The sequence below is a fragment of the Streptomyces ziwulingensis genome (assembly GCF_039542605.1).
GTDB classification, from domain to species: domain Bacteria; phylum Actinomycetota; class Actinomycetes; order Streptomycetales; family Streptomycetaceae; genus Streptomyces; species Streptomyces ziwulingensis.
Window position 1 is genome coordinate 1 of record NZ_BAABIG010000025.1, and the last position, 25,639, is coordinate 25,639.

At 73.6% G+C, this 25,639-nt stretch carries 24 protein-coding genes; 19 read left to right on the forward strand and 5 right to left on the reverse strand.

Annotated features, from left to right (window positions below; all coding sequences use genetic code 11):
- The 3 genes from ABEB00_RS14790 to ABEB00_RS14800 form a co-directional block, all read left to right on the forward strand.
- A partial coding sequence (locus tag ABEB00_RS14790) for a carbohydrate ABC transporter permease (protein WP_345620058.1) occupies positions 1–931 on the forward strand: 931 nt, incomplete at its 5' end.
- Positions 928–1,800, forward strand: a complete 873-nt coding sequence (locus ABEB00_RS14795) for a carbohydrate ABC transporter permease (RefSeq protein WP_345620059.1) — start codon at positions 928–930, stop codon at positions 1,798–1,800. The genes ABEB00_RS14790 and ABEB00_RS14795, both read left to right, overlap by 4 nt.
- Before the next feature lie 2 nt (positions 1,801–1,802).
- On the forward strand, positions 1,803–2,837 hold the full coding sequence (locus tag ABEB00_RS14800; protein WP_425586494.1) for a hydroxyacid dehydrogenase: 1,035 nt from the start codon (positions 1,803–1,805) through the stop codon (positions 2,835–2,837).
- Positions 2,838–2,886: 49 nt separating this feature from the next.
- Here the strand turns inward: ABEB00_RS14800 and ABEB00_RS14805 are convergent, their stop codons facing one another.
- Entirely contained in the window at positions 2,887–3,177 is a 291-nt protein-coding gene (locus ABEB00_RS14805) for a zinc-ribbon domain-containing protein (RefSeq protein ID WP_345620060.1), read from the reverse strand.
- Between the two features lie 159 nt (positions 3,178–3,336).
- Here ABEB00_RS14805 and ABEB00_RS14810 point away from each other — a divergent pair, with 159 nt between their 5' ends.
- Positions 3,337–4,770, forward strand: coding sequence for a WGR domain-containing protein (locus ABEB00_RS14810; protein WP_345620061.1), 1,434 nt, complete (start codon positions 3,337–3,339; stop codon positions 4,768–4,770).
- A gap of 64 nt (positions 4,771–4,834) precedes the next feature.
- On the opposite strand, the gene ABEB00_RS14815 is transcribed toward ABEB00_RS14810, so the two are convergent.
- Positions 4,835–5,257 carry a DUF350 domain-containing protein gene (locus ABEB00_RS14815; protein WP_345620062.1) on the reverse strand — a complete coding sequence of 141 codons (423 nt, stop codon included), beginning with the start codon at positions 5,255–5,257 and terminating at the stop codon, positions 4,835–4,837.
- Positions 5,258–5,449: 192 nt separating this feature from the next.
- Between ABEB00_RS14815 and ABEB00_RS14820 the strand changes: the two genes are divergently transcribed.
- Positions 5,450–5,887 (forward strand): Fur family transcriptional regulator, encoded by a 438-nt coding sequence (locus ABEB00_RS14820; protein ID WP_345620063.1) that lies wholly within the window; start codon positions 5,450–5,452, stop codon positions 5,885–5,887.
- A 96-nt stretch (positions 5,888–5,983) separates the two neighbouring features.
- Positions 5,984–8,203 carry a catalase/peroxidase HPI gene (gene katG / locus ABEB00_RS14825; RefSeq protein WP_345620064.1) on the forward strand — a complete coding sequence of 740 codons (2,220 nt, stop codon included), beginning with the start codon at positions 5,984–5,986 and terminating at the stop codon, positions 8,201–8,203.
- 323 nt (positions 8,204–8,526) lie between these two features.
- Here the strand turns inward: katG and ABEB00_RS14830 are convergent, their stop codons facing one another.
- On the reverse strand, positions 8,527–8,739 hold the full coding sequence (locus tag ABEB00_RS14830; protein WP_345620066.1) for a hypothetical protein: 213 nt from the start codon (positions 8,737–8,739) through the stop codon (positions 8,527–8,529).
- A 1-nt stretch (position 8,740) separates the two neighbouring features.
- Here ABEB00_RS14830 and ABEB00_RS14835 point away from each other — a divergent pair, with 1 nt between their 5' ends.
- Genes ABEB00_RS14835 through ABEB00_RS14845 form a run of 3 tightly spaced genes read left to right on the forward strand, consistent with a single transcriptional unit; the run spans position 8,741 to position 11,153 of the window.
- On the forward strand, positions 8,741–9,109 hold the full coding sequence (locus ABEB00_RS14835; RefSeq protein ID WP_345620067.1) for a hypothetical protein: 369 nt from the start codon (positions 8,741–8,743) through the stop codon (positions 9,107–9,109).
- 53 nt (positions 9,110–9,162) lie between these two features.
- Positions 9,163–9,852 (forward strand): response regulator transcription factor, encoded by a 690-nt coding sequence (locus tag ABEB00_RS14840; protein WP_345620069.1) that lies wholly within the window; start codon positions 9,163–9,165, stop codon positions 9,850–9,852.
- Entirely contained in the window at positions 9,849–11,153 is a 1,305-nt protein-coding gene (locus ABEB00_RS14845) for an ATP-binding protein (RefSeq protein ID WP_345620070.1), read from the forward strand. Before ABEB00_RS14840 ends, ABEB00_RS14845 begins: the two co-directional genes overlap by 4 nt.
- Before the next feature lie 51 nt (positions 11,154–11,204).
- Here the strand turns inward: ABEB00_RS14845 and ABEB00_RS14850 are convergent, their stop codons facing one another.
- Positions 11,205–12,122: a CAP domain-containing protein gene (locus ABEB00_RS14850; RefSeq protein ID WP_345620071.1), complete on the reverse strand. Its 918-nt coding sequence runs from the start codon at positions 12,120–12,122 to the stop codon at positions 11,205–11,207.
- A gap of 337 nt (positions 12,123–12,459) precedes the next feature.
- Entirely contained in the window at positions 12,460–13,044 is a 585-nt protein-coding gene (locus ABEB00_RS14855; protein ID WP_345620250.1) for a tellurite resistance TerB family protein, read from the reverse strand.
- A 337-nt stretch (positions 13,045–13,381) separates the two neighbouring features.
- Between ABEB00_RS14855 and ABEB00_RS14860 the strand changes: the two genes are divergently transcribed.
- From ABEB00_RS14860 to ABEB00_RS14905, 10 genes are all read left to right on the forward strand, one after another.
- Positions 13,382–14,374 (forward strand): sporulation protein, encoded by a 993-nt coding sequence (locus tag ABEB00_RS14860; RefSeq protein WP_345620073.1) that lies wholly within the window; start codon positions 13,382–13,384, stop codon positions 14,372–14,374.
- A 164-nt stretch (positions 14,375–14,538) separates the two neighbouring features.
- Positions 14,539–15,414 (forward strand): protein kinase family protein, encoded by an 876-nt coding sequence (locus ABEB00_RS14865; RefSeq protein WP_345620074.1) that lies wholly within the window; start codon positions 14,539–14,541, stop codon positions 15,412–15,414.
- A 5-nt stretch (positions 15,415–15,419) separates the two neighbouring features.
- On the forward strand, positions 15,420–17,600 hold the full coding sequence (locus ABEB00_RS14870; protein WP_345620075.1) for a protein kinase domain-containing protein: 2,181 nt from the start codon (positions 15,420–15,422) through the stop codon (positions 17,598–17,600).
- Positions 17,601–17,677: 77 nt separating this feature from the next.
- Positions 17,678–19,777 carry a protein kinase domain-containing protein gene (locus ABEB00_RS14875; protein WP_345620076.1) on the forward strand — a complete coding sequence of 700 codons (2,100 nt, stop codon included), beginning with the start codon at positions 17,678–17,680 and terminating at the stop codon, positions 19,775–19,777.
- A gap of 83 nt (positions 19,778–19,860) precedes the next feature.
- Positions 19,861–20,712 (forward strand): STAS domain-containing protein, encoded by an 852-nt coding sequence (locus ABEB00_RS14880; protein ID WP_345620077.1) that lies wholly within the window; start codon positions 19,861–19,863, stop codon positions 20,710–20,712.
- Positions 20,709–21,080, forward strand: a complete 372-nt coding sequence (locus ABEB00_RS14885) for an STAS domain-containing protein (RefSeq protein WP_345620078.1) — start codon at positions 20,709–20,711, stop codon at positions 21,078–21,080. The genes ABEB00_RS14880 and ABEB00_RS14885 overlap by 4 nt, the downstream gene beginning before the upstream one ends.
- Positions 21,077–21,499, forward strand: coding sequence for an anti-sigma regulatory factor (locus tag ABEB00_RS14890; protein WP_345620079.1), 423 nt, complete (start codon positions 21,077–21,079; stop codon positions 21,497–21,499). The genes ABEB00_RS14885 and ABEB00_RS14890 overlap by 4 nt, the downstream gene beginning before the upstream one ends.
- Positions 21,487–22,551 carry an ATP-binding SpoIIE family protein phosphatase gene (locus tag ABEB00_RS14895; RefSeq protein ID WP_345620080.1) on the forward strand — a complete coding sequence of 355 codons (1,065 nt, stop codon included), beginning with the start codon at positions 21,487–21,489 and terminating at the stop codon, positions 22,549–22,551. Before ABEB00_RS14890 ends, ABEB00_RS14895 begins: the two co-directional genes overlap by 13 nt.
- A 105-nt stretch (positions 22,552–22,656) precedes the next feature.
- Positions 22,657–24,036, forward strand: a complete 1,380-nt coding sequence (locus tag ABEB00_RS14900; RefSeq protein WP_345620251.1) for a sensor histidine kinase — start codon at positions 22,657–22,659, stop codon at positions 24,034–24,036.
- Positions 24,026–25,630, forward strand: a complete 1,605-nt coding sequence (locus ABEB00_RS14905) for a SpoIIE family protein phosphatase (protein WP_345620081.1) — start codon at positions 24,026–24,028, stop codon at positions 25,628–25,630. The genes ABEB00_RS14900 and ABEB00_RS14905 overlap by 11 nt, the downstream gene beginning before the upstream one ends.
- Positions 25,631–25,639: the final 9 nt, after the last annotated feature.

Here is a 25,639-nt window from a genome sequence, read left to right on the forward strand (position 1 = left end):
CGGCACCCCCCGTACCCCCCGCCGCTCCACCCCCGCCCGCAACGCCTCCGAACGGGCCCGGCGACGCGCCGCCGCGGCCTACATCGTCCCGTTCCTCGTCCTCTTCGCCCTCGTCATGGTCGCCCCGATCGGCTACGCGCTCTGGACGAGCCTGTTCAAGGAGGAGTCCGCGGGGCTCGGCTTCGGCGGGACCGAGAGCGTCTTCGTGGGACTCGGCAACTACACCGACGCCCTCGGCGACCCCGCGCTGCGCGACGCCTTCCTCCACATCGCGGCCTACGTCGCCCTCTACGTGCCCCTCATGACCTGCGCGGCCCTGCTGCTCGCCCTGCTGCTGGACTCGGCCGCCGCCCGCGCCAAGCGCCTGCTGCAACTGGCCCTCTTCCTGCCCTACACGGTGCCCACCGTCATCGCGGCGATCATCTGGGTCTACCTGTACTCCCCGAGCCTCAGCCCGGTCATGGACTGGTTCGGGGCGGTCGGCCTCAGCGTCGACTTCTTCTCCGCCCCGATGGCCGTCCCCGCCGTCGTCAACATCGTGACCTGGCACTACGTCGGCTACAACATGGTGATCCTCTACGCGGCGCTGCAGGCGATCCCCCGGGAGACCCTGGAGGCGGCCACGATGGACGGCGCCGGGGCGATCCGCACCGCGCTGCGCATCAAGGTGCCGCACATCCGGCCCGCCCTCGTCCTGAGCCTGCTGTTCACCTGTGTCGGCGCGGTCCAGCTCTTCAACGAGCCGTACATGCTGACCACCCAGTCGGAGGGCGTCAACCGGGACTGGTCGCCCGTGATGTTCGTGCACAAGGCGGCCTTCGTCGACCACCAGCAGGGCCTCGCCTCCGCCGCCGCGATCCTGATCGCGCTGCTGGCCGGCGCCCTCTCCTACGCAGTCACCGCACTCGGCAACCGCTGGAAGGCAGCATGAGCACGCACCCCGTCCCCCTGCACCGGCGACCGCGCGGATCGTGGACCGGCAAGGCCGTCGTCAACGCGGTCCTCGCCCTCTTCGCCTGCTACACCCTGATGCCCCTGGCCTGGCTGCTGGTCGCCAGTACCAAGGACCGCGGCGACCTCGTCGGCACGGGCGGTTTCACCTTCGCCGACTTCCACCTCCTCACCAACCTCGGTGACCTCTTCGGCCACGACGACGGCATCTACGGGCGCTGGCTGCTCAACAGCGTCCTGTACTTCGGGGCGGGCTGCCTCGCCTCCACCCTGCTCAGCACGGCCGTCGGCTTCGCCTTCGACAAGTACGACTTCCCCCACAAGGAGAAGGTCTTCGGCCTGGTGCTGCTGGGCGTCCTGGTCCCGGGCGCGGTCCTCGTGCTCCCGCAGTACCTCCTGGCGAGCCGGGCGGGCCTGGACAACACCTACTGGGCCGTGCTGATCCCGCTGCTGGTCAACCCGTTCGGCGTCTACCTCGCCCGGGTGTTCTCCGAGGGGTACGTCCCCGGCGAGGTGGTCGAGGCCGCCCGCATGGACGGCGCCGGCGAATGGCGGGTGTTCCGCTCGGTCGGGCTGCCGATGCTCGCCCCCGGCTTCGTCACCCTGTTCCTCTTCACCTTCACGGCGAGCTGGAACAACTTCGTCCTGCCGCTGTACATGCTGAGCGACGACAAGCTCTACCCGGTCACCCTCGGTCTGGCGATCTGGAGCAAGTCCTCCCAGCAGAACCCGGAGTTCTCCATGCTCACCGTCGTCGGGGCGCTGGTCTCGGTCGTCCCGCTGGTCGTCGCCTTCGTCTGCCTCCAGCGCTTCTGGCGCTCCGGACTGACCGCGGGCGCGGTGAAGTGACGATGACCGCACCTCACGGCACCCACCCCGGCCCGCGTCCCCGTACCGTCCTCGCCATGTCGCGCGAGACCCGGGACGCCCTGCGCGACGAGGGCGCCTTCACCCTGCTCCAGCAGGTCACCGACCTCGACCCCGGGCTGCTGGTCACCGACTTCGCGGACCCGTCCGCCGCCGCCGCGCTCACCCGCGCCGAGGTCCTGTTCACCCACTGGGGCTGCCCGCCGCTGGACGAACGGGCCCTGGCGGCGATGCCCCGGCTGCGTGCCGTCGTGCACGCCGCGGGCTCCGTCAAACACCATGTGACCGACGCGGTGTGGGGACGGGGCATCACCGTCTCCAGCGCGGCGGCGGCCAACGCGCTGCCGGTCGCCGAGTACACGCTGGCGGCGATCCTCCTCGCCGGCAAACGCGTCCTGGACAGCGCCCGCCGCTACCGCGAACGCCGCTCGCCCTACCCCTTGCTGCCCTACTTCGCCGGACACGGCAACCACCACCGCGTCGTCGGCGTCGTCGGCGCCTCCCGGACCGGCCGCCGCGTGATCGAACTGCTCCGCCCGTTCGACTTCACCGTCCTGGTCCACGACCCCTACCTGGACGAGGCCGGCGCCGCCCGCCTCGGCGCGCGTGCCGTGAGCCTCGACGAACTGGCCCGGCACAGCCATGTCGTCACCCTGCACGCCCCCGAACTGCCCGAGACGCGCCACCTGTTCGACGCCCGGCGGCTCGCCCTGCTGCCGGACGGCGCCACCCTCGTCAACACCGCGCGCGGTTCCCTCGTGGACACGCAGGCGCTGCTCACCCACCTGGCACCGGGGCGCCTGGATGCCGTCCTCGACGTCACGGACCCCGAGGTGCTGCCGGCCGACTCGCCGCTGTTCCGGCTGCCCAACGTGGTCCTGACCCCGCACATCGCCGGGTCGCTCGGCAGCGAGCTGCGGCGCATGGCCGACCACGCCGCCGCCGAGATCACCCGGTACGCGCACGGCCTGCCCTTCGCGCACGGCGTGGACCCCCGGGACCTGGCCCGCACGGCCTGACGCGGGCGCCCGCGAGCCCGCCGGCGCCCGCGGCCCCGCGGCCCCGCGGTCAGGACTGGTACGGCTGCTGCTGCGGCTGCCCGTACGGCTGGCCGCCGGGGCCGCTCGCGCCCTGCGCCCGCAACTGCTCGGCCTGCTCCTTGGTCAGCTTCTGCTCGGTACCGCAGAAGGTGCACTGCGTCAGGTACTTCGTGGAGAACGGGAACAGCGGCACGAAGAAGAGGGTGAACTTCGTGACGCGCTTCCTGAGGGTGTGCGCGGTGGGGTTCCCGCAGCCGCCGCACACCAGCGTCAGTATCGCGAGCTGGTACAAGTACCCCTTGGTGCCGAAAATGATCATGCTGGTCCCTTCCCGGATCGGTCCTGTCGCCAGGATCCCACGCGGCCGGGGGCGCGGCAGCCGCGGGTTTTCCGATCGATTGTCAGTGGGAGGCCCTACGGTTTTCCCAGTGGGCCGAGCGGAATTCGCCGCGGGGCCTGACCTGGGGAGAGGTCTGCCATGTCGAAGACGTATCTGGAGCTGTCGCAGGACGGCGGAGGTGCGCACAAGTACTACGAGGTCGCGGTCGACGGGCAGACCGTGACGGTGCGCTACGGCCGGATCGGCGCCGCCGGGCAGCTCCAGACGTCGACCTTTCCCACCGCCGCCAAGGCCCAGGCCGCCGCCGCGAAGAAGATAGGCGAGAAGGTCCGCAAGGGGTACGCGCCCGCCGTACCGGGGCAGCGCGCGCCCCGCGCGGTCAGCCGCCGCCAGGTGACCTCGGCGCCGTCGACGGCCCGCGCCGCCGCCCCGGTCCTGTGGCGGTTCCGCACCGGCTCCTCCGCCTTCGGCATCCACATCGACGAGGAGCGCTGCTGGGTGGGGAACCAGGCGGGGGACGTCTACACCCTGGACCACGGCGGCGAGGTCCTCGCCCGCTACCAACTGCCCGACGGCGTCAAGTGCCTGGTCGCCGACGACTTCTGGATCTACGCGGGCTGCGACGACGGCCGGGTCTACGACCTGTCGTCCAAACTCCCCTTCGCCGCCTACGACATCGCCGCCGACGTCGACATCTTCTGGCTCGACATCCACGAGGGGGTGCTGCACGTCGCCGACCGCGGCGGACGGCTCACCGTCATCGACCACGAGGACGAGCACCAGTGGTCCCGCGGCGGCCACGGGGAGCACGCCTGGATGGTGCGCGCCGACGACCGGGCCGTGTACCACGGCCACAGCCGCGGGGTGTCGGCCCATTCCCCGGACGGCGGAGCCGAGCTGTGGCACACGGCCACCCGGGGCGCGGTGCTCTTCGGCTGGCAGGAGGACGACTCGGTGTACGCCGGCACGGCCCACCGCGTGGTCCACCGGCTGTCGAAGACGACCGGCGCCGTCGAGGCGACGTACCAGTGCGACAGCCCGGTGTACTCGTGCGCCACCTCGCCGGGCGGCCGGTTCGTCTTCGCCGGGGACTCCGCCTCCTCGGTGTACTGCTTCGACCGGGACGGCACGCGGCTGTGGAAGCTGGGCACGGGCGGCGGCTCGGCGCTCTCCATGCAGTACCGCGACGAGCGGCTCTACCTGGTCACCACGGACGGCTCCCTGGTGTGCGTGGACGCGAGCGAGGCCGCGGTGACGGCCGCGCAGGCCGGCTCGGTGCCGCAGGCCCGGGACGTCAAGCTCGCGGCGGCGCTGCCCACCTACACCGCGGCCACCGCGGCGACCTCCGTGACGACCGTGACCGCGGCACCCGAGGGCTCGGTGGTCGTGGAGTGCGTGGGCGACGGCGGGCGCACCCGCATCCATGTGGTGACACCGGGCTACGAGCCCACGTGGAACGTGCAGTTCCCCCGGGCGATACGGGAGGCGGGCGCCCGGTACGTCGTCGACGCCGTGCACGCCGCCTCCGGCGGTTTCTACCGGGTCCGCGGCGACATCAGGCGGCTCCGGTGAGCTGACCGGCCCCTCAGCCGGTGCCCCGGCCGGCCCGGCCGCCCCGTGACGGAAGCCCGCCGCGTCAGGCGATGGCCGCCGAGATGACCGCCGAGACCGCGAGGTTGCAGGACGCCGTCACCCACACCGCGGGGTGCGGCTCGGAGTCGACCAGCGTCGCTCCCAGCCGCCCCGGCGTGATCACGTCCACCACCCAGAACGCCACGGCCATCATCACCAGCCCCAGCAGCCCGAAGCAGGCCGTGGAGACCAGCCCCTTGCCGAAGTCGTCGTACGTCGTCCAGATGGAGGTGAAGACGATGCCGCCGATGCCGAGCAGCGCCGAGCTGAGCACCATGGCGGCGTTGCGGTTGCGCTGCTCCCAGATCTGCCGCCCGAGCTTCCCGGGCGTCAGCACGTCCACCAGGACGATACCGAGGACCAGCAGGACGAGCCCGAGCCCGCCGTAAGCAGCAGCCCGGCCAAGTCCGTTGACGATGTCGCTCATGGGATTGCCGGCTCCGTAGCGTGAGAGATCGATCGTGAGTGATCGCGGTCAAGGCGATGCAAAATGTAGCGCACCCCTCTCGCGCCGGAGCCCCCGGATACGGGTGGTCGTCCGCAATCGCCCCGCGCGTCACCAAAGTTGAATCGCTTGTTCTCTTTAACTGTTCGTGTTTGGGGCGTAGGTTCAGCGTCCATGACGGCAGCCCGCTCACCGCACGCCGCCGAGGACCTGCGCCGCGTCGGACTGCGGGTGACGGCCGCTCGCGTCGCGCTCCTGGAGACGGTCCGGCACGGGGACCACCTCGGTGCCGAGGCTCTCGCCGCCGGTGTGCGCGACCGGGTCGGCCACATCTCCGTACAAGCCGTGTACGAGGCCCTCCACGCGCTCACCGCGGCCGGACTCGTCCGCCGGATCGAACCGGCGGGCAGCCCGGCCCGCTTCGAGGGACGCGTCGGCGACAACCACCATCACGTCGTGTGCCGCTCCTGCGGAGCCGTCGCCGACGTCGACTGCGCGGTCGGCCACGCACCCTGTCTGGCCGCCTCCGACGACCACGGTTTCACGGTCGACGAGGCCGAGGTCACCTACTGGGGTCTGTGCCCCGGCTGTTCCCCCGCAGGCAACCCCTGAGCACCGAAGCACCCCGCCCCGCCACCAGAACCCGCGCCACCAGAACCCGCGCCACCAGAACCCGCAGCACCAAGACCCATGCTCGGAAGGACTCTCATGACCGAGAACCACGACGCGATCGTCACCGACTCCAAGACGGACGGCGAAGGCGGCTGCCCGGTCGCGCACCGCGCCCCCCACCCCACACAGGGCGGCGGTAACCGCCAGTGGTGGCCGGAGCGGCTCAACGTGAAGATACTCGCGAAGAACCCGGCCGTGGCCAATCCGCTCGACGCGGACTTCGACTACGCCGAGGCGTTCCGCGGCCTCGACCTCGCGGCCGTCAAACAGGACATCGCCGAGGTGCTGACCACCTCGCAGGACTGGTGGCCGGCCGACTTCGGCCACTACGGCCCGTTCATCGTCCGGATGGCCTGGCACAGCGCGGGCACCTACCGCGTCAGCGACGGCCGCGGTGGTGCGGGCGCCGGACAGCAGCGCTTCGCCCCGCTCAACAGTTGGCCCGACAACGTCAACCTCGACAAGGCCCGCCGCCTGCTGTGGCCGGTGAAGAAGAAGTACGGCCAGAGCCTGTCCTGGGCCGACCTGCTGATCCTCTCCGGCAACGTCGCCCTGGAGTCGATGGGCCTGCGGACCTTCGGCTTCGGCGGCGGACGCGAGGACGTCTGGGAGCCCGAGGAGGACGTGTACTGGGGCCCCGAGACCACCTGGCTCGACGACGAGCGCTACACCGGCGACCGCAACCTGGAGAGCCCCCTCGGCGCCGTCCAGATGGGCCTCATCTACGTCAACCCCGAAGGCCCCAACGGCACTCCGGACCCGCTCGCCGCGGCCCGCGACATCCGCGAGACCTTCGCCCGCATGGCGATGAACGACGAGGAGACCGTCGCCCTGATCGCCGGCGGCCACACCTTCGGCAAGACCCACGGCGCGGGCCCCGCGGACCACGTCGGCGTCGACCCCGAGGCCGCCTCACTGGAGGAGCAGGGCCTGGGCTGGAACAACACCTTCGGCACCGGCAAGGGCGCGGACACCATCACCTCCGGCCTGGAGGTCACCTGGACCTCGACGCCCACCCAGTGGGGCAACGGCTTCTTCGACAACCTCTTCGGCTACGAGTGGGAGCTGACCCAGTCCCCGGCCGGCGCCCACCAGTGGAAGCCGAAGGACGGCGCGGGCGAGGGCACCGTCCCGCACGCCCACGACTCCGCCAGGCGGATCGCCCCGTCGATGCTCACCACGGACCTGGCGCTGCGCCTCGACCCGATCTACGAGCCGATCTCCCGCCGCTTCCACGAGAACCCGGCCGAGTTCGCGGACGCCTTCGCCCGCGCCTGGTACAAGCTGACCCACCGCGACATGGGTCCGAAGTCGCTCTTCCTCGGCCCGGAGGTGCCCGCGGAGACCCTGCTCTGGCAGGACCCGCTGCCGCAGCCCGAGGGCGAGGCGATCGGCGCCGCCGACGCCGAGGCGCTCAAGGCGAAGATCCTCGACTCCGGACTGACCGTCGCCGACCTGGTCTCCGCCGCCTGGGCGTCGGCTTCCACCTACCGCGGCAGCGACAAGCGCGGCGGCGCCAACGGCGCCCGGGTCCGCCTGGAGCCGCAGCGCACCTGGGAGGCCAACGACCCCGACCGGCTCGCCACCGTCCTCAGCACCCTGGAGGGCATCCAGCGCGACTTCAACACCGGCGCCCGCAAGGTCTCGCTGGCCGACCTGATCGTCCTCGCGGGCGGCACGGCCGTCGAACGGGCCGCCAAGGAGGCCGGCTTCGACGTCGAGGTGCCCTTCACCCCGGGCCGGGTGGACGCCTCGCAGGAGCAGACCGACGCCGAGTCCTTCGCCGCCCTGGAGCCGGTCGCCGACGGCTTCCGCAACTACCTCGGCAAGGGCAACCGGCTCCCCGCCGAGTACCTGCTGCTCGACCGCGCGAACCTGCTCTCCCTGAGCGCCCCGGAGATGACGGTCCTCGTCGGCGGCCTGCGGGTGCTCGGCGCCACCCACCAGCGGTCCCGGCTCGGTGTGCTGACCGACACCCCCGGCGTGCTGACCAACGACTTCTTCGTCAACCTGCTCGACCTGGGCACGACGTGGAAGGCGACCGGCGAGGACGCGGGCACCTTCGAGGCCCGCTCCACCGCCACCGGCGAGGTCAGGTGGGCGGGCAGCCGCGCCGACCTCGTCTTCGGCTCCAACTCCGAACTGCGCGCCCTCGCCGAGGTCTACGCCAGCGACGACGCGAAGGAGAAGTTCGTACGCGACTTCGTCGCCGCGTGGGTCAAGGTCATGAACCTGGACCGGTTCGACCTCGTCTGACCACCCCCGAGGCCGCGACCGCCCCGCGAGGACCACACGGAGCCCTTCCGTCCTCGCGGGGCGCCGGCGTGCTCAGGGGCTCGGTCCGCCACCCTCCCCGCACGCGGGGAGGGACTAGGGCCTGTCGTTTGGATCACGCCGCGGACGCGGGGTCTACAAGTCCCGCCGCCCCCCCCGCGACATGATCCAAACGACAGACCCTAGGTGAAGTCCCCCGACGGCCGGCCGGTGTCCCTCGTGGGCGGGACAGCCGTCCAGGTGGGCTCTCGCCGCCGGGCAGCCTTGCCACACCGTCCGCTGCCTCCTCGTCGTGCGGTTCCGCCTCAGAACGAGGTCTCGCGCACACTCGCCTGCTCGCGCGGCGCTGCCGTCGCCGTGATCTCCGAGCGGTGGCGGTCCGCCGCGAACGTCACCGTCAGCGTCTGGGCCGCGCTCTGGCGCGTACTCACGGTGAAACCCCGGTTCGGCACCGCCGAGACCAGGCACACCCCGCCGCCCCCGAAGCGCACGGTGACCTTGCCGCCCTCGGAGGGCACCGTGTACGCCCCGTACCCGCCCTCCTCGCACCCCGCGTCGTGCCCGGCCGGCTCCCGCTGCCGCGGGGCGCGGGAAGCGGCCGGGGCGGGCGTCGGAGCCGGACTCGTCCGCGGGGGCGCCGACGAGGTGGCCGGGCCGGTGCGGGCGGAGGTGCGGGACGGGGCCGGGGAGGGCTTCCTGCTGGTCGCCGACGGGCTGGGGGAGGGCTCGGCGCTCCGGCTCGGCGCCGGGTTCGACGCTGCGGACGGCCCGCCGGGCGCCGACTGCGCGACCGGCGCCGTCGGCCGGGTCGACCCCACCACGAAGTGGATGGTGAGGATGACGGCCGTCACACTGGCCGCCGTGCAGGTCAGCCAGATGATCAGGTAGCGCAGGAGGCGGGACACGACACCATGGTGACGCACCGGCTAACGTGCCTGCCCATGGCCTCCGTACTTGTCGTCGAGGACGACCCCGTGATCCGGGCCGCGCTGATCGAGGTCCTGACCGGGCACGGCTACGCCGTGAAGACCACACATCAGGGATTCGAGGCGCTGCGCGAGATCACCCAGAGCCCCCCGGACATCGTGGTGCTCGACCTCGGCCTGCCCGACCTCGACGGTCTCGACGTCCTGCGGATGATCCGGGGCATCTCCCGGGTGCCCGTGCTGGTCGCCACCGCCCGCGACGACGACACCGAAGTCATCCGGCTGCTCAACGCCGGCGCCGACGACTACATGGTCAAACCGTTCTCCGGCGGCCAGCTCGCCGCCCGCCTCGGCGCCGTGCTGCGCCGCTCCGCGCCCGCCGACGTACGGGCCGCCCGGCAGCCCGCCGTCCGGGTCGCCGGCCTGCGCGTGGACCCGACCGCCCGCACCGCGCACCTGGACGGCCGGGAGCTGGCCCTCACCCGCCGTGAGTTCGATCTCCTCGCCTACCTCGCCGCCCACGCCGACCAGGTCGTCTCCCGGCAGCGCATCCTCGCCGAGGTGTGGCAGCAGCCGTACCTGGAGGACCAGACCGTCGACGTCCACCTCTCCGCACTCCGCCGCAAACTGGGTGAGAAGGCGCGGCAGCCCCGCCTGCTGCACACCGTGCGCGGCATAGGCATCAAGCTGGTCAGCTCCCCATGAGACGCGCCCTCGCCGGTATCGCCCTGGCCGTCACCTCCATGGTGGCGCTCTCCTTCCTGGTGCCGCTCGCCCTGCTCGTACGCGAGCAGGCCCGCGACCGGGCCACCACCGCCGCCGAGCAGCGGGCCGCCGCCCTGTCGCCGGTACTGGCCCTCACCACCGGCCGCGCCGACGTGCAGCAGGCCGTCACCGAACTCGGCTCGGCCGACCAGCTCGCCGTACGGCTGCCCGGGGGCGGCCTCGTCGGCACCCCGCACGCGCCCCGCGAGGCCCTGGACCGGGCCGTACGCGGCCGCGAGACCCTCGCCCTGGACACCGCCGACGGCTGGACCTACCTCCAGCCCGTCGTCCTCCCGCGCGACCGGGTCGCGGTCGTGGAGGCGTACGTACCCGCGGCCGACCTGAACCGGGGCGTCGCCGCGTCCTGGGGCGTGATGGCCCTGCTGGCGCTGGGCCTGGTCGGCGGCTCGGTACTGGTCGCCGACCGGCTCGGCGCCCGCGTCGTGCGCTCCTCCCGGAGCCTGAAACGCGCCTCGCTCGCCCTCGGCTCCGGCGACCTCGACGTACGGGTGGCACCGGACGGGCCGCCCGAGCTGCAAGAGGCGGGAGCGGCCTTCAACACCATGGCCGACCGGTTCGTCGACCTGCTCGCCGTCGAACGCGAGCTGGTCGCCGACCTCTCCCACCGGCTGCGCACCCCGCTCACCGCCCTCTACCTGGAGGCGGACCGGATGGGCGGCACCGAGAGCGCCCGGCGCGTCACCGAGGCGGCCGTGCAGTTGGAGAGCGAACTCGACTCGATCATCACGGCCGCCCGCACCCCGCTGGCCGCGGCGCAGCCCCGGGGCGCCGCCGCGGCCACACCGTGCGACGTGACCGAGGTGGTCGCCGTGCGGCTGGAGTTCTGGTCGGTCCTCGCCGCCCAGCAGGAACGCCCCTGCGAGCGGTACTTCACCCCCCGGCCCACCCCTGTCCGCTTCGCCGAGGACGATCTCGCGGCCGTGGTCGACGCCCTGATCGGCAACGTCTTCCGGCACACCCCGCAGGGCACCGCCTTCGCCGTCCGCGTGGAGCGGGAGCAGCGGCTCGTACTGCTGACGGTGGACGACGCGGGTGACGGCGTCGCGGACCCCGGGGCGGCGCTCACCCGGGGCGTCAGCGTCGGCGGCTCCACGGGGCTCGGCTTGGACATCGTGGCGCGGGCGGCGCGGGCGGCGGACGGTGAGCTGACGATCGGCCGCTCACCGCTGGGCGGGGCACGGGTGCGGGTCTCCTTCGCCCTGGAAGGACCGGCGCGCTGACGGCGGTCGAGCCGAGGCCGGCCGCGCGGCCGGCTGCCGGGCCGGCGGCGGTCAGCGGCCCGTGCCGAAGTCCTGGGTCCACCAGGGGCCGCCGTCGCCGAGGTGGACGCCGACGCCCAGCTCCTCGAAGGAGCAGTTCAGTATGTTCGCGCGGTGACCGGAGCTGTTCATCCAGGCGTCCATCACCGAGGCGGCGTCGGACTGCCCCTGGGCTATGTTCTCGCCGAGCGCGGACCACTGGTAGCCGGCCGCCTCCACCCGGCCGGCCATCGTGGAACCGTCCGGTCCCGTGTGGGACATCACTCCGCTCGCGGCCATCACGTCGCTGTAGTCGTCGGCGGCCCGCGTCAGCTTGTCGTTGGCGGTGACCGGCGAGCAGCCCGCCGCCGCCCGCTCCTCGTTGACCAGCGCCAGAACCTGGGCCTCCGGACCACTGGACGAGACCGAGGAACCGGACGACCCGGAGGAACCGGACGACCCGGAATTCGACGAAGAGCCGGACGAGGACCCGGACCCGGACCCGGACCCGGAGCCCGAGGACCCCGCCGATCCCGTGGACCCGGAGGAGCCCGAGCCGCTGCCCGCGCTCCGCGTGGACGGCCGGACCGAGGACCGGGACGCGGCCGCGGCGGTCCTGCTCGGGCTCGCGCTCTTCGCCGGCTCGGGCTTCGCCCTCTTCTTCGCGGGCTTCGCGTCCGCGCTCGGTGAGCCGCTCGGCGTGGGGCTCGCGGAGGCCGACGCCGACGCGGACGAGGCGGACTCCACCGCGCTCCGCGCCTGCGCGTCGGCCGCGCTCGTGGTGACCCGGTCCGACCCTCCGTCGCCCGCACCCTGGCCGGTGACCAGCGTGATCCCCACACCGGCCGTGACCGTGACGGCACCGAGCGCCAGCAGGGTGCCGCGCGTCCGCCGGCCGCCGGAGGGGCGGGCGTGGGCGCGGGACGGGCGGACGGCTCGACGGGAACCCATACGTACGACACCTCGGCTGCTCGGTCGCGGAACGGTACCCGGTGGACGCGAGCGCCCACCGGGACCGTGTGGGGGCAGCCGAGAGCCTAGGACGGGCCGGGGGCCGATCCGGCCCCGCGAAGGTCAACTTCAAGAAGCCTTAAGAAAGCCGCCAAAGTCTCCTGAGGAAGCGCCCGGCGACCGGAAACCGCCGCGCCCTCGACCCGGGACACACCGGCCGAGGACGCCGAGGACGCCGAGGACGCCGAGGACGCCGGGGACGCCGGGGACGCCGGGGGCGGCACCACCGCGCCCGCCCCGGCCGTCACCTGCCGTCACCCGCGTGACCTGCCGTCGCTCAGACGCCGAACTCCGCCGGCGACAGGCCGAGCGCGACGCACGCCTCACGGACCGCGTACTGCTCGGAGGGCTCGAAGTGCCCGTCCGCGCCGGCGACGACGATGCCGGTCTGGATCACCGCTCGGGCCTCGGCGGGCTTCTTCGCCGCCTTGGCGATCACCTGGAGCGCCTCGGCCCGGCCCGCCTCGAAGTTGGTGAGGAGCCGGTCCACATGCTGGTTGAACCGCTGGCGGAGCTGGTCCGCCGGGAAGTTCTGCAGCACCTCGTTGTTGACGATCAGCTCCTCCACACGCTGCCGCTCGGCCTGCTCCACCTGCCCGTCGGCCGCGGCCACCAGCGCGCACATCGCCATGCTGGCGTCCCGGTAGGCCCCGCTCTTCAGCTCGGTCTTCACCGACGCCAACTGGGACTTGAACAGCCCGATCAACTGGGCCTTGGAGCCGCCGGAGGACGAACCCGCCCCGTGCCCCTGCTGGGCGTGGCCCTGGCCTGCGTACGGTGCCTGGCCGCCGCTCGTCCCCCGGTTGCCCTGGGACTGCTGGAGATTCTTGGCCTGGTCCTTGATCCGGTCCCACATTGCCACTGGTGCCACCTCGGCTTCTGCTGCTGCTCGTCTGGTCGTACGTCACGCCGCTTCGCGGCCCGTCCGGAGAACGCTTCCGGCGGTCACGGGGTTCCCCCTCGGCAAAGGAAGCGTAAACCCGCCCGGCGGCCGGGCGTTCACGCCACCACCTAGGCTGCTACCTGCACGTAGATACATGCGGGTAGGTACACGCACGTGAAACGACGGGGTGTTGACGCCCCGTCGAACGACTCGTGACATGAACCACCCGCCACAAGAACCACCCGCCACAAGAACCACCCGTCACAGAACCACCCGCCACAAGAACCACCTGCCACATGAAGGAGTGGACGCCACGATGGTGTTCAAACGACTGCTCGGCTCGCTCGGCGTGGGCGGACCCACGGTCGACACGGTCCTCGACGCGGGCCCGGCCCGCCCCGGTTCCCCGCTCACCGGTCTGGTCCGTCTCAAGGGCGGCACCGCCGACTTCGACATCGAGCACCTCGCCCTGGAGCTGGTGGCGCGCGTCGAGGCGGAGCACGAGGACGGCGAGAGCGAGGGCATGGTCGGTTTCGGCCGGTCCGTCGTCGGCGGCGCCTTCCGCCTGGCCGAGGGGGAGGAGCGCGACGTGCCGTTCAGCATCACGCTCCCGTGGGAGACACCGGTCACCGAGCTGTACGGGCAGGGACTCGGCATCGTGCTCGGCGTGCGCACCGAACTGTCGGTGGCGGGCGCCCGCGACAAGGGCGACCTGGACCCGCTCACCGTCGCTCCGCTGCCCGCCCAGGAAGCCGTCCTGGAGGCGCTCGGACAGCTCGGCTTCGGCTTCCGCTCGGCGGACCTGGAGTACGGGCGCATCGGCGGCACCGGGCAGCAACTCCCCTTCTACCAGGAGATCGAGCTGGCCCCCGCCCCGCACTACGCCCACCAGGTCAACGAGATCGAGCTGACCTTCCTCGCCCACCCCGGCGGCATGGAGGTCGTCCTGGAGGCGGACAAGCGCGGCGGCCCGCTCTCCGAGGGACACGACGCGCTCACCCGCTTCACCGTCGGGCATCAGGACGTGCGCGACTGGAACGCCGAGGTCGACGGCTGGATCCGGGAGCTGATCGACCACCGGGCCGCCTACGGCTCACACGCGTCCTACGGCCACGACGGCCACGACCCGCGCCACTTCGACGGCCACCACTCCGGGCCGGGCGTCGGCACCGCCGTCGCCGCCGGAGCCGCCGGACTCGCCGTGGGCGTGGCCGGCGGGATGGTGGCCGCCGAAGTAGTCGACGAGGTGGGCGACTTCTTCGAGGACGACGACGAGGGCGACGGCGGCGACGAGGGCGACGAGGGCTGATCCGTACGGCCCGGCCCGGCACGCCGGGCCCGGCCACCGGGTGGACGGCGCCCACAGCGGGACAGCACCGGCGGCGGGCCGCCCCCGGGACGGACGCCGCGCACCGGCCCAGTAGGCTCGGCCGCCGGTGAACGATCAAGGCCGGAACACGACAGGGGGCACGCGTGGAGGGGCTGCGGCAGGACGACCCGACCCGGATCGGCGAGTACACCGCGCTGGCCAGGCTCGACGCGGCCGCCGAGGCGCACCTCGTGCCGGAACGCCGCTACCTGGCGCGCGGCACGGACGGCGCGCGGACCGTGCTGGTGAGCCTGCCCCCGCAGGGCGCCGACCCCGGCCGCTGGGCGGCCGAGGCACGGTCCGCCGGCGGGCTGACCCAGCCCGGTTTCTGGCCCGCGGCGCAGCTCGGCGGCAACCCGGCCTTCCCCTGGTACGCCTCGCCGTACCGCCCCCTCCTGCCGCTGACCGCGGTCCTCGCCGCGCACGGCGGCCCGCTGCCCGAGGCGACGGTGCGCGCCGTCGGCGCGGCCCTCGCCGAGACCCTGGCCTCCGCGCACGTCCTCGCGGTGGTGCACGGCGGCATCTGCCCCGCCTCCGTACTGCTCACCGCGTACGGCCCGCTCCTCGGCTGCTACGGCGCCGCCCGCTGCCTCGGGCCCGACGGCGCGCCTCGCTCCGGTCTGCCCGGCCTCGACAGCGGGAGCCTCGCGCCCGAGGTGGCGGCGGGCGGCCCGGTCACCCCGGCCGGCGACGTGTACGCGCTGGGCGCGGTCCTGGCGTTCCTGTCGACCGGGTACACCGTGCCGGAGCGGGACGAGATCCCCGCCGGACTGCGCCGGCCCGTCGCGGCCTGTCTCTCCCGGGACCCGGCCGCCCGCCCCGCACCGGCCCGCCTGCTCGCCGAACTGGCCCCCGGTGCCGCCTACGGCAGCCACACCGCCGGCACCGAACCCCTGTCCCTGCCGGGCCGCGTCGTCGCGGCGCTCGCCGACCAGTCGGTGCGGCTGCTCGCCACGGAACTCCCCGCAGAGGTGCGCTGAACCCCATGCCGTCCGCTCTTCTCCACGACGACCCCGACGTCGTCGGCCCCTACCGCACGCTGGCGAGGCTCGGCAGCGGCGGCATGGGCACCGTCTACCTGGCCCGCACGGCGGGCGGCCGTACCGTCGCCGTCAAGGTGCTGCACCGGCGCCTCGCCTCCGACGCGGCGCTGCGCACCCGCTTCCGCCTGGAGGCGGACGCGGCACGCGTCATCGGCGGACGGTACGGGGCCGCCGTCCACGACGCCGACCCGTCCGCTCCGCTGCCCTGGCTGGCGACCGAGTACGTGGTCGGACCGCCGCTGGACGACGCCGTCCGGGCCGGCGGCCCGCTGCCGGAACCCGCCGTGCGCGCGATCGGCCTCGCCCTCGCCGAGGGACTGGCGCAACTGCACCGCTCCGAGGTCGTGCACCGCGATCTGAAGCCGTCCAACGTCATGGTGACCACGACCGGCGTGAAGATCATCGACTTCGGGGTGGCCCGCGCGGTGGGCGAGGAGCACCTCACCCGGTTCGGCGGCGCCCTCGGCACCCCCGCCTTCATGTCGCCGGAACAGGCCGCGGACCTCGAACACGGGGCGCCCGGAGACGTGTTCGCGCTCGCCGGCGTGCTGGTGTACGCCGCCTCGGGACACGGCCCGTTCGGCTCCGGACAGGCCACCGACCTGCTCTACCGCGTCCGCCACACCGAACCCGACCTCGGCGGCGTCCCGCCCGCACTGGTCCCGGTGGTCGCCCGCTGCCTGGCCAAGGACCCGGCGAGGCGCCCCACGACCGGGGAACTGGCCGCCGCGCTCGCCGACGGCACCCGCCCGCACCGGCCGGCCGTCCTGCTGGCGGACGTCCTGCCCGACGCCGTACTGCGCGAGATCGCGCGCCGCGCCGACGCCGTCTGGGGCGAGCCGCCGCGCCGGCTGCCGCCCCCGCCGCCCGACCTCGCGCCGCAGCCGCCCGCGGTGACCGCCCCCGGCATGTCCCGGCGCCGGCTGTTCGGCGTGACCGCCGGTGCCGTGGCCGCCGGAGCCGGCCTCGCGGGCGGCGGCGTATGGGCCTGGCTCGCCGCCCGGGACACCCCGGACGGCGGGGACGACGGCGAGAACGCCGCCCGCGTGGTCAAGGCCCCGGCCCGGCTCTGGACGATGCCCGTCCACATCTCCGCCGGCCGTGCGGACGTCCTGCCCGCCGGCACCGGTCTCGCCGTGCCGGCCGGCATCCTGCTGAGCGGGGCCAACGCCGAGAGCGGCGAAGCCACCTGGCAGGCGAACCTGGCGGACGGCTGGCGCTACACCGGCGACGGCACCGCGCTGTACGCGTTGCGCGACCCCGACGAGGGCGACGCGCTCGCGGTCTGCGGGATCGACACCGCCGACGGCACCCTGGGCGAGCCGCTCGCCGAACTGGGCGGCCTGGCCGGCGACGAGCCGCGCAACCAGATCCTCCGCGTCGACAAGAAGGTCGCCTACCTGACCGCGCGCGCCGCCTCCGGCGACGCCTGGTACCTGCTCGCGGTCGGCCTGGACGACGGCCGGGAACGCTGGCGCGCCCCGATCGACGCGGCCCGCCAGGTGAACCTGCCGCCACTGCTGTGCGGCGCGGTCGCCGGCGACCGTCTGGTGACCTACCGGGCCGATTCGGAGACCTCGTTCCTCTCCCTGGCGGTCCGGGCCGTCGCCGACGGCAAGGAGCACTGGTCGCAGACCACGCCCTACGACGGCCCGGCACCCGCGGAGATCGTCCACGACGAGCGCCACCTGTACTTCGGGTCGAGCGGCCTGGAGGCGGTCAGGATCAGCGACGGCGGGACCGGGTGGATCTTCGGCAACGGCCGCGACGCCGGGGACAGCGCCGGCGAGACCCGGCTCTACGGGGCGCCCGTCGTCCGGGACGGCGTCGTCTACTGCACCGAGGGCGACCGGGGCGTGGTGAGCGTCGACGCGGCCACCGGCACCCTCAACTGGCTGGAGAAGGGCCTCGCCGGCCGCGGACTCGTCCGCGACGAGGCGCCGGCGGTCGGCGAGAAGTACGTCTACAGCCTCGACGACAAGGGGCTGCGCGCGGTGGACCTGAGCACCCGCCGGGCGGTCTGGACGTACCCGACCGACGCCACCGTCCTGACCGCCGACAGCGAGCGCGGCCGTCTCTACGTCCGCGAGGAGAAGGAGACCTTCGCCCTGCCGCTCGCCTGACCGCCGCCCCTCCCCGGCCCCCGGCCCCCGTACAGCCCCCAGCCCCGGCCCCGCCCCCGTACAGAGAGAGACAGCCCGTGCGACCGCTCGGCCCCGGAGACCCCCTGCGGCTCGGCCCGTACCGCATCGTCGGCGTCCTCGGCGAGGGCGGTATGGGCAAGGTGTACCTGGGGCGGGACGCGGCGGGCGGACCGGCCGCGGTGAAGGTGCTGCTGCCCGAACTCGCGCACGACCGGCACCTCGCGGACCGTTTCGTCCGCGAGGCGCGGACCGCCCGCGCGGTGACGAGCGAGGGGGTCGCCCGCGTGCTGGGCGCCGAACCGGAGTCGGGGCGGCCGTGGATCGCCTCCGAGTTCCTGGCCGGCCCCACGCTGGACGAGGCGGTGCGGCGCCACGGACCGTTCGGCGACGCCCTGCTGCGCGAACTGGCCCGGTCGCTGGCCCGCACCCTCCAGGACATCCACGTCACCGGCCTGGTCCACCGCGACCTCAAGCCGCAGAACGTCGTCCTCACCTCCCGCGGCCCCCGGATCATCGACTTCGGCATCGCCCGGCCCGAGCACGGGCTGACCCTGACCCGGACCGGCCAGATCCCGGTCACCCCCGGATACGGGGCGCCGGAGCAGGTGCTGGGGCAGCGCGTCGGACCGGCGGCGGACGTCTTCTCGCTCGGCGCGGTCCTCGCCTTCGCCGCCTGCGGCCGGCCCGCGTACGCGGGCACCGAGGTGGCGGCCGTGCTCTACGAGGTGGTGCACGGCGCACCCGACCTGGACCTGGTCCCGCCGCCGCTGCGCGACCTGGTCGCCCCGTGCCTCGCCAGGGACCCGGCCGCCCGTCCGCTGCCCGGCCAGGTCGCCGACGCCGCCCTGCCCCCGGCCGGCAGTGAACGGTTCTGGACCACCGGACCGCTCGCCGACGACATCCGGCGGCGCGAGGCGGCGGCCCGGGAGCTGACCGGCGGGCAGCGGCGACCGGCCGGCACCGCGCCGCACCGGACACCGGACGGTCCGCGGCCCTCCCGCCGGCGCCTCCTGGGCACCCTGGCGGGCGGCGGCGCGCTGCTCGCGGCCGGCGCCGGCGGCGCGGTGTGGTGGCGCGGCGGCGTGGACGCCGGGTCGTCCGACCCGTTCGACATCCCGCCCGCCGTGCGGGTGGCGGCGGCGGAGCCGGCCGGTGACACCGGGGAGATCACACCGCTGTGGGGGCCGTCGACGGACGTCGCCGACGCCAACTCGCCGCGGCCGCTGCCGGTCCGTGACGTGGTGGTGTTCGCGGCGGCGGGCGGCGGGATCGCCGCGCACGGGGTCACCGACGGCAAGGAGCGCTGGCGGGCCGAGGCGCGCGCCGACGCGGGCTACCTGTCGGTCGGCGACCGGCTGGTCGCCACCGCCGACGAGGACGGGGTCCTGCGGACGTACGTCGCCGCCACCGGCGCCGCCAAGTGGACGGCCGACGTACGGGCGGACGTCCTGCTGGCCGCGGACGCCGGCCATGTCTACCTCCTCACGGACGAGGGCGCCCTGCGCTGCGTGGCGACGGCCGACGCCCGGGTGCGCTGGACCCGCCGCCCGCCGGTGGCACTCACCGGCCGGCCGGCGGCGGCCCTCGGCGCCGGACTGCTCGTGGTGTGCGGCGGTTCCGGCGACGTGGCCGCGGTCCGCGCCGAGGACGGGGCGAAGGCATGGGTGCGCGAGGGGCAGGCAGCCGCGGCCCTGGCCCCCGCCGTCGGCAACGGTGTGGTCCACCTCGGCGGCCACACCCTCGCGGCGGTCCGGGCCGAGGACGGCGAGGAACTGTGGTCGCGCGATCCGCTGCACGCGGTCCGCGACGACGGCTATGGCTGGGGCCCGCCGACCGTCGCGGGCGGGGAGGTCTACGCCGTGGACAGCGAGGCGCTGCGCCACCTGAGCGCGGACGGCGACCCGGTGAGCGTCGGCTTCGTCAAGGGAACCGCCCCGCCGTGGCAGCCGCCCGTGGTCCAGGCGGACAGCGTCTGGGTGGTGGAGAGCGAGGACACCGGAGTGAGCGGCCTGCCCCGCTCCGCGGGCGCGGAAGCCGCCCTCGCCACCGCGCTGACCTACCCCCTCACCGGCGGAGCGGGCCGTACCGCCGCGGGCGACCGCAACCGGCTCTTCGTCCTCAACGCCGGGACACTGGTGGCGCTGCCGGTGTACTGACGGCCGTGCGGGTCCGCTCGGTTCGTACCGTAAGCTTCACAGGTCAACCTGGCACGAAATATGAATACCGAAGGGGCGCCTGAATGGTGAAGCGAGACGACTCTTTGGACCTGGTGGGGCTCTTGACGGTCGACGGCCAGGACCTTGCCGCGACGTGGGTCGCGGAGGTCGCGGGGTCGTTGGGCGGTCGCGTGGGCTCCGCGGAGCTCGACCGCGAACTGCGCGAGCTGTACGAGGCCCTGGTGGAGGCGCTGCGGCACGGCGCCGTCGACGCCCACTCCGAGCGGATGTCCGAGGTACGCGCCCTTCTGGTCGAAATGTCCAGGAACCGGGCGCGGCAGGGCTTCTCGCCGAGTGAGACCGCCGTCAGCGTCTTCGCGCTGAAGCGGGTGCTCGAACCCGTCCTGGAGAACGGCTCCGCCGAGGCGGTACGCGCCTACCTCCAGCTCGGCCGCATCCTGGACGGCCTCGGCCTGTTCACCATCGAGACGTACACCCAGACCCGCGACGAGATCATCACCGCCCAGGCGGAACAGCTCCTGGAGCTGTCCACCCCGGTGGTGCGGCTGTGGGACGGGGTCATCGCCGTACCGCTGGTGGGCACCCTGGACTCCGCGCGCACCCAGGTGGTGATGGAGAAGCTGCTGCAGGCCCTGGTGGACACCGGCTCGGAGCAGGCGATCATCGACATCACGGGGGTTCCCGCGGTCGACACCCAGGTCGCCCAGCACCTGCTCAAGACCATCGTCGCCGCCCGGCTGATGGGCGCCGAATGCACCGTCTCGGGCATCAGCCCGCAGATCGCGCAGACCATCGTCGCCCTCGGTATCGAGTTCGAGGGCATCGTGACGAAGGCCAGCCTGGCCGACGCCCTCAAGCTGGCCCTGCGCCGCTCCGGCGTGGACCTGGTGGCCCATGGGAGCGCGCAGCGATGAGCGAACGCATTCCGATCCTGCGGATCGGAGACACCCTGGTGGTGTCCGTCCAGTTCGACCTGGAGGACCAGACCGTCCTCAACCTCCAGGAGGACCTGGCCGAGCAGATCGTGGAGAAGTCCGCCCGCGGTGTCGTCATCGACATCAGCGCGCTGGAGATCGTCGACTCCTTCGTGGGCCGCATGCTGGCGACGGTGGCCGCGATCTCCCGCGTCCTCGACGCCCGCACGGTGGTCGTGGGCATGCGCCCGGCGGTGGCCATCACCCTGGTCGAACTCGGCCTCTCGCTCGGCGGGGTCAGCACCGCCCTGGACCTGGAGAAGGGTCTGGCCAAGCTGCGCCGGTCCTCCGATTCGGCCCCACGGTGACAGCGCCCTGGTCAGCCGGTGAGGAGCCGCAGACCTACCCCATCGGGCGCAACGGCGACCTCGTCCACATCCGCCAGGCCATCCGGGCGCTGGCCCAGCGCTGCCGGCTCTCCCTGGTCGACCAGACGAAGATGATCACCGCGGCCAGTGAGCTGGCCCGCAACACCCTCATCTACGGCGGTGGCGGCACGGTGCGGGCCGGCCTGGTCCAGTCGGGCGGCAGGCGCGGCGTCGGCGCCGTCTTCGAGGACTCCGGACCCGGCATTCCCGACATCGAGCAGGCGATGACCGACGGCTGGACGTCGGGCGGCGGGCTGGGGCTCGGCCTCAGCGGCACCAAGCGCCTCGTCGACGACTTCCAGTTGGACACCGCCGTAGGAGAGGGCACCGCCGTGACCATCATCAAGTGGGTCAGGTGAACACTGCCACGATCCTGGACTGCGAAGACGTGGCGTGGTTCCGGGACGGCCCGTCCTTCTCCGCCTCCGCCCGGGGCGCGGCCGCCACCCTCGCCCGGCGGCTGGGCTTCAGCAGCCACCGGGCGGGCGAGGTCGCACTCGCCGTCACCGAGGCGGCGACCAACGTGAACCGGCACGCCGTGGACGGCGCGCTGCTGCTGCGTGCGGTGCGCACCGCCGCCGAGGCCGGGGTGGAGTTCCTCACCGTCGACTCCGGTCCCGGCATCCCCGACGTCGACGCGGCCCTCGCCGACGGGACCTCCAGCGCCGGCACCCTGGGCATCGGCCTGGGCGCCGTCTCCCGGCTCGCCGACCACTTCGACCTGCACTCCGTCCCCGGGCGCGGCACCGTCATGACGGCTCAGTTCTGGCCCCGCGCCACGGACGTCAGGGGTGTCCCGGCGAAGCCGGACCCCGCTCCGGCCTCCGGCCTGACCCGGCCCATCAGCGGGGAGACGGTGTGCGGTGACGCGTGGGCCGTGCGCAGCGTTCCCGACAACGGCCCGGACGGCCACGCCCTCATGGTGATGCTCTGCGACGGACTGGGCCACGGTCCGCTCGCGGAGCGCGCGAGCCGGGCGGCGGTCCGCGCCTTCCAGGACACCCGTGACCTCCGTCCGGAGGGCGCGCTCGAAGCGGTGCACCGCGCACTGCGGGGCACCCGCGGCGGAGCGGTCGCCGTGGCCCGGATCGAGCCCGCCGCCGGGCGGCTGCTGTACTGCGGCATCGGCAACGTCAGCGGTTTCCTGGTGGGCGAGGACGGCCGCCGGGCCCTGCTGTCGGCGCCCGGGATCGTCGGCGCGCACATGCGACGGCTGCGGACGTTCGAGGAACGCCTCCCCGAGCACGGCGCCCTCGTGATGCACTCCGACGGGCTGACCGAGCGCTGGGACCAGGCGACGCTGCCGGGACTGCTGCGGCACTCACCGCTCGTCGTGGCCGGACAACTGCTCCGTGAGGCGGCGGTACGGCGGGACGACGCCAGTGTCGTCGTGGTCAAGGGAGCATGGTGAGAGGCGAGGGGTGGGGTGACCGTGACGGCCGGCGAGCGTGAACCGGGCTTTCGCGGCGGCACCTCCCGCCCCACCGAAGCCGCCGCCGACCGGACCGCCGAGCCGGTGGCGGCCTTCGCGCTCACCTCGGCCCAGGACGTCTTCGGCCTGCGGCGCGGCGCGCAGCAGGCCGCGGCAGTCCTGGAGCTGGAACGGCAGGACCAGGTCCGCCTGGCCACCGCCGTCAGCGAGCTGGGCCGCGACCGGCTGGCCTCCCGCGGCCTGAAGGTCTCCTTCGGACTGGACACCGCGGAACAGCCCGCCGCTCTCGTCGTCACCTTCTCCTGGGCGGGCGGGCCGCCGCCGGCCCAGGAGACCCTCGACCTGGCCGCGAAGCTCGTCCGGCTCGACCACGAGGCCGACGCCGGCGGCGGCCGTATCGTCATCACCCAGCCCCTCCCCGCGGAGGCCGCCGACGCCGCCGGACAGCGGAGCCGGCTGGCGGAGACGCTCGGCGGCGACGCCCGGTCCACCGAGGCGGACGACCTGCGCGCCCAGACCCGCGACCTGATCGCCACCCTGGAGGAGACCCGCGCCCAGCGCGAGGAGATGCGCCGGCTCAACGAGGAGCTGGAGGAGACCAACCGCGGCGTGCTCGCGCTCTACTCCGAGCTGACCCAGGAACTGGAGGCCACCAACAGCGGTGTGGTGGCGCTCCACTCCGAGCTGGAGGACAAACGTCACCAGTTGCTGGAGGCGAGCGAGGCCAAGACCCGCTTCTGGACCAACATCAGCCACGAACTGCGCACCCCGGTCAACTCCGTCGTCGCGCTCTCCACCCTGCTCCTCGCCCCCAGCTCCCAGGCCCTCACCGACGAACAGCGCGAACAGGTCGAACTCATCGCCTCCTCGGGGCAGACCCTGCTCGCCCTGGTGAGCGACCTGCTGGACGTGGCGAAGGCCGAGGCCGGCCACCTGGAGATCCACCCGGAACCGGTGGACCTGCGCCTGGTCGTCGCCCACCTGCGCAGCCTGATCCTGAGCAGCCACGACCACGAGCGCGTCACCCTGGTCACCCCGGGCCTCACCGGGCAGCCGGCGCTGGTGACCGACGAGACGCTCCTGGTCCGGATCCTGCGCAACCTGCTCTCCAACGCCATGAAGTTCACCGAGCGGGGCGAGGTGCGCCTCGACGTCGACATCGACCCCGAGCCGTCGGCGGCCGCCATCCTGTTCACCGTCACGGACACCGGCATCGGCATCCCGCCCGAGGAGCAGGGCCGGGTCTTCGAGGCGTTCTACCAGGTCCGCGGCGCCCAGCAGAGAAGACAGCCCGGCACCGGCCTCGGCCTGCCCTACGCCCGTACCCTCGCCGAACTGCTCGGCGGCTCCCTCAGCCTCACCAGCACCGTCGGCACCGGCACCCGCGTACAGGTGCGCCTACCCGATCTCGGACCCGGGTACCCGAAGGAAGCCGAGGCCGAAAGGGCGGACCGTGACGAGTAGAGCGCAGGACCATGTGCCGGCGACCGTCCTGGTCGTCGACGACAGCGAGGCGAACCGCTACATCCTCACGAGCTGGCTGCGGCGCGCGGGACACCTGGTCATCGGCGCCGCCACCGGCGAGGAGGGACTGGCCGAGCTGGACACCGCCCCCGAGCTGCTGCCCGACCTCGCCATCATCGACGTCCTGCTGCCCGACATGAGCGGCTTCGAGGTCAGCGAACGCCTCAAGAGCGACCCGCGCACGGCCCATCTGCCGATCATCCAGATCTCCGCCGCCGCGATCAGCCCCGACGACCACGCCGAAGGACTGCGCCGGGGTGCCGACGCCTACCTCGACCAGCCCATCGACCCCGGCGAACTGCTCGCCACCGTCGCCGCCACCCTGCGTTACGCCCGGGCCCGCCAACGTGCCGAACGGCTCGCGCACCGCCTCTTCGCGCTCAACCGGGCGACCCTGGACGTCTACAGCGCGGTCGGTTTCCACTCCTTCGCCTCGGCGGCGACCGGCGGCGCGGCCACCGTCCTGTCCAGCCCCGCCAGCGCGGTGTTCCTCTCGCCCCAGGCGCAGGCCGTGCACAGCATGATCGACGCACCCCTGGCCGCCGTACAGACCCGGCCCGCCCATCCCGGCCTGCTGGACCGGCTGGCCGCCCACGGCCTGCAGCAGGACACCGGGGTCACGGTGGTGCGGATCCCGCACGGGCAGTGGCAGGCCCTGCTGCCCGCCGACCACCTCCCCGGAGACATCGCGCTCGCGGTCGCCCGGACCAAGCGCGGCCGTCCCCCCGTCTGCATGGCCGTCCCCGCGAGCGTCCTGCGCGGCGCCGACGACGAGCAGCTCCTGCAGCAGCTCGCCAACGCCAGCGCCCTGGCCCTCGAAGCGCTGCGGACCTACAACGAGGAACACGCCCTCGGGCTCGCCCTGCAACGCTCCTTCCTCCCCAAGGAACTGCCCGCCGTCCCCGGCGTCGAGCTGGCCTTCCGCTATCTCCCGGCCTCCGAACACGCCGAGATCGGCGGCGACTTCTACGAGGCGGTACGGACGCCGGGCGGCCTGCTGCTCGCCATCGGGGACGTCGTCGGACACTCCGTGACCGCGGCGACCGTCATGGGCGAGGTCCGCCACGCGCTGCGCGCCTACGCCATCGAGGGCCACCCCCCGCACCGCATACTGGAGCGTCTGGAGACCCTGCTCGGCCAGTCGCAGCCCGGCATCACCCTCACCCTCTGCCTGGTCCTCGTCACCCCGGACCACCGTCACCTGCACATCGCCAACGCCGGTCACCTCCCGCCCCTGGTGATCGACCCGGACCAGGGGCCGTGGTTCCACCACCCGCACGGCCCGCTCCTGGGCATGGGGCTGTCGCACCCGCCGCCCACCGTCGTGGACATCACGCGCGGCACCTCCCTGCTGATGGTGACCGACGGTCTCGTGGAGGTGCGGTCCGTCGCCCTGGACACCACCCTCGCCGAGTTCCGGACGGTGGTGGCCGACGGGCCGGACGATCTCGAAGAGCTGTGTGATCTGCTGCTGGCGCGCTTCGGGAAGAACAAGGGCGACGACATCGCCCTGATCACCGCCCGGTTCGAGTGAGCGGGACGA

Coding starts and splice junctions, on each gene's coding strand:
- ABEB00_RS14815 (WP_345620062.1), bottom strand. CDS start 5,257: ATGAGCGACATCGTCAACGGACTTGGCCGGGCTGCTGCTTACGGCGGG.
- ABEB00_RS14845 (WP_345620070.1), top strand. CDS start 9,849: ATGAGACGCGCCCTCGCCGGTATCGCCCTGGCCGTCACCTCCATGGTG.
- ABEB00_RS14795 (WP_345620059.1), top strand. CDS start 928: ATGAGCACGCACCCCGTCCCCCTGCACCGGCGACCGCGCGGATCGTGG.
- ABEB00_RS14870 (WP_345620075.1), top strand. CDS start 15,420: ATGCCGTCCGCTCTTCTCCACGACGACCCCGACGTCGTCGGCCCCTAC.
- ABEB00_RS14880 (WP_345620077.1), top strand. CDS start 19,861: ATGGTGAAGCGAGACGACTCTTTGGACCTGGTGGGGCTCTTGACGGTC.
- ABEB00_RS14850 (WP_345620071.1), bottom strand. CDS start 12,122: ATGGGTTCCCGTCGAGCCGTCCGCCCGTCCCGCGCCCACGCCCGCCCC.
- ABEB00_RS14810 (WP_345620061.1), top strand. CDS start 3,337: ATGTCGAAGACGTATCTGGAGCTGTCGCAGGACGGCGGAGGTGCGCAC.
- katG (WP_345620064.1), top strand. CDS start 5,984: ATGACCGAGAACCACGACGCGATCGTCACCGACTCCAAGACGGACGGC.
- ABEB00_RS14885 (WP_345620078.1), top strand. CDS start 20,709: ATGAGCGAACGCATTCCGATCCTGCGGATCGGAGACACCCTGGTGGTG.
- ABEB00_RS14820 (WP_345620063.1), top strand. CDS start 5,450: ATGACGGCAGCCCGCTCACCGCACGCCGCCGAGGACCTGCGCCGCGTC.
- ABEB00_RS14805 (WP_345620060.1), bottom strand. CDS start 3,177: ATGATCATTTTCGGCACCAAGGGGTACTTGTACCAGCTCGCGATACTG.
- ABEB00_RS14840 (WP_345620069.1), top strand. CDS start 9,163: ATGGCCTCCGTACTTGTCGTCGAGGACGACCCCGTGATCCGGGCCGCG.
- ABEB00_RS14860 (WP_345620073.1), top strand. CDS start 13,382: ATGGTGTTCAAACGACTGCTCGGCTCGCTCGGCGTGGGCGGACCCACG.
- ABEB00_RS14800 (WP_425586494.1), top strand. CDS start 1,803: ATGACCGCACCTCACGGCACCCACCCCGGCCCGCGTCCCCGTACCGTC.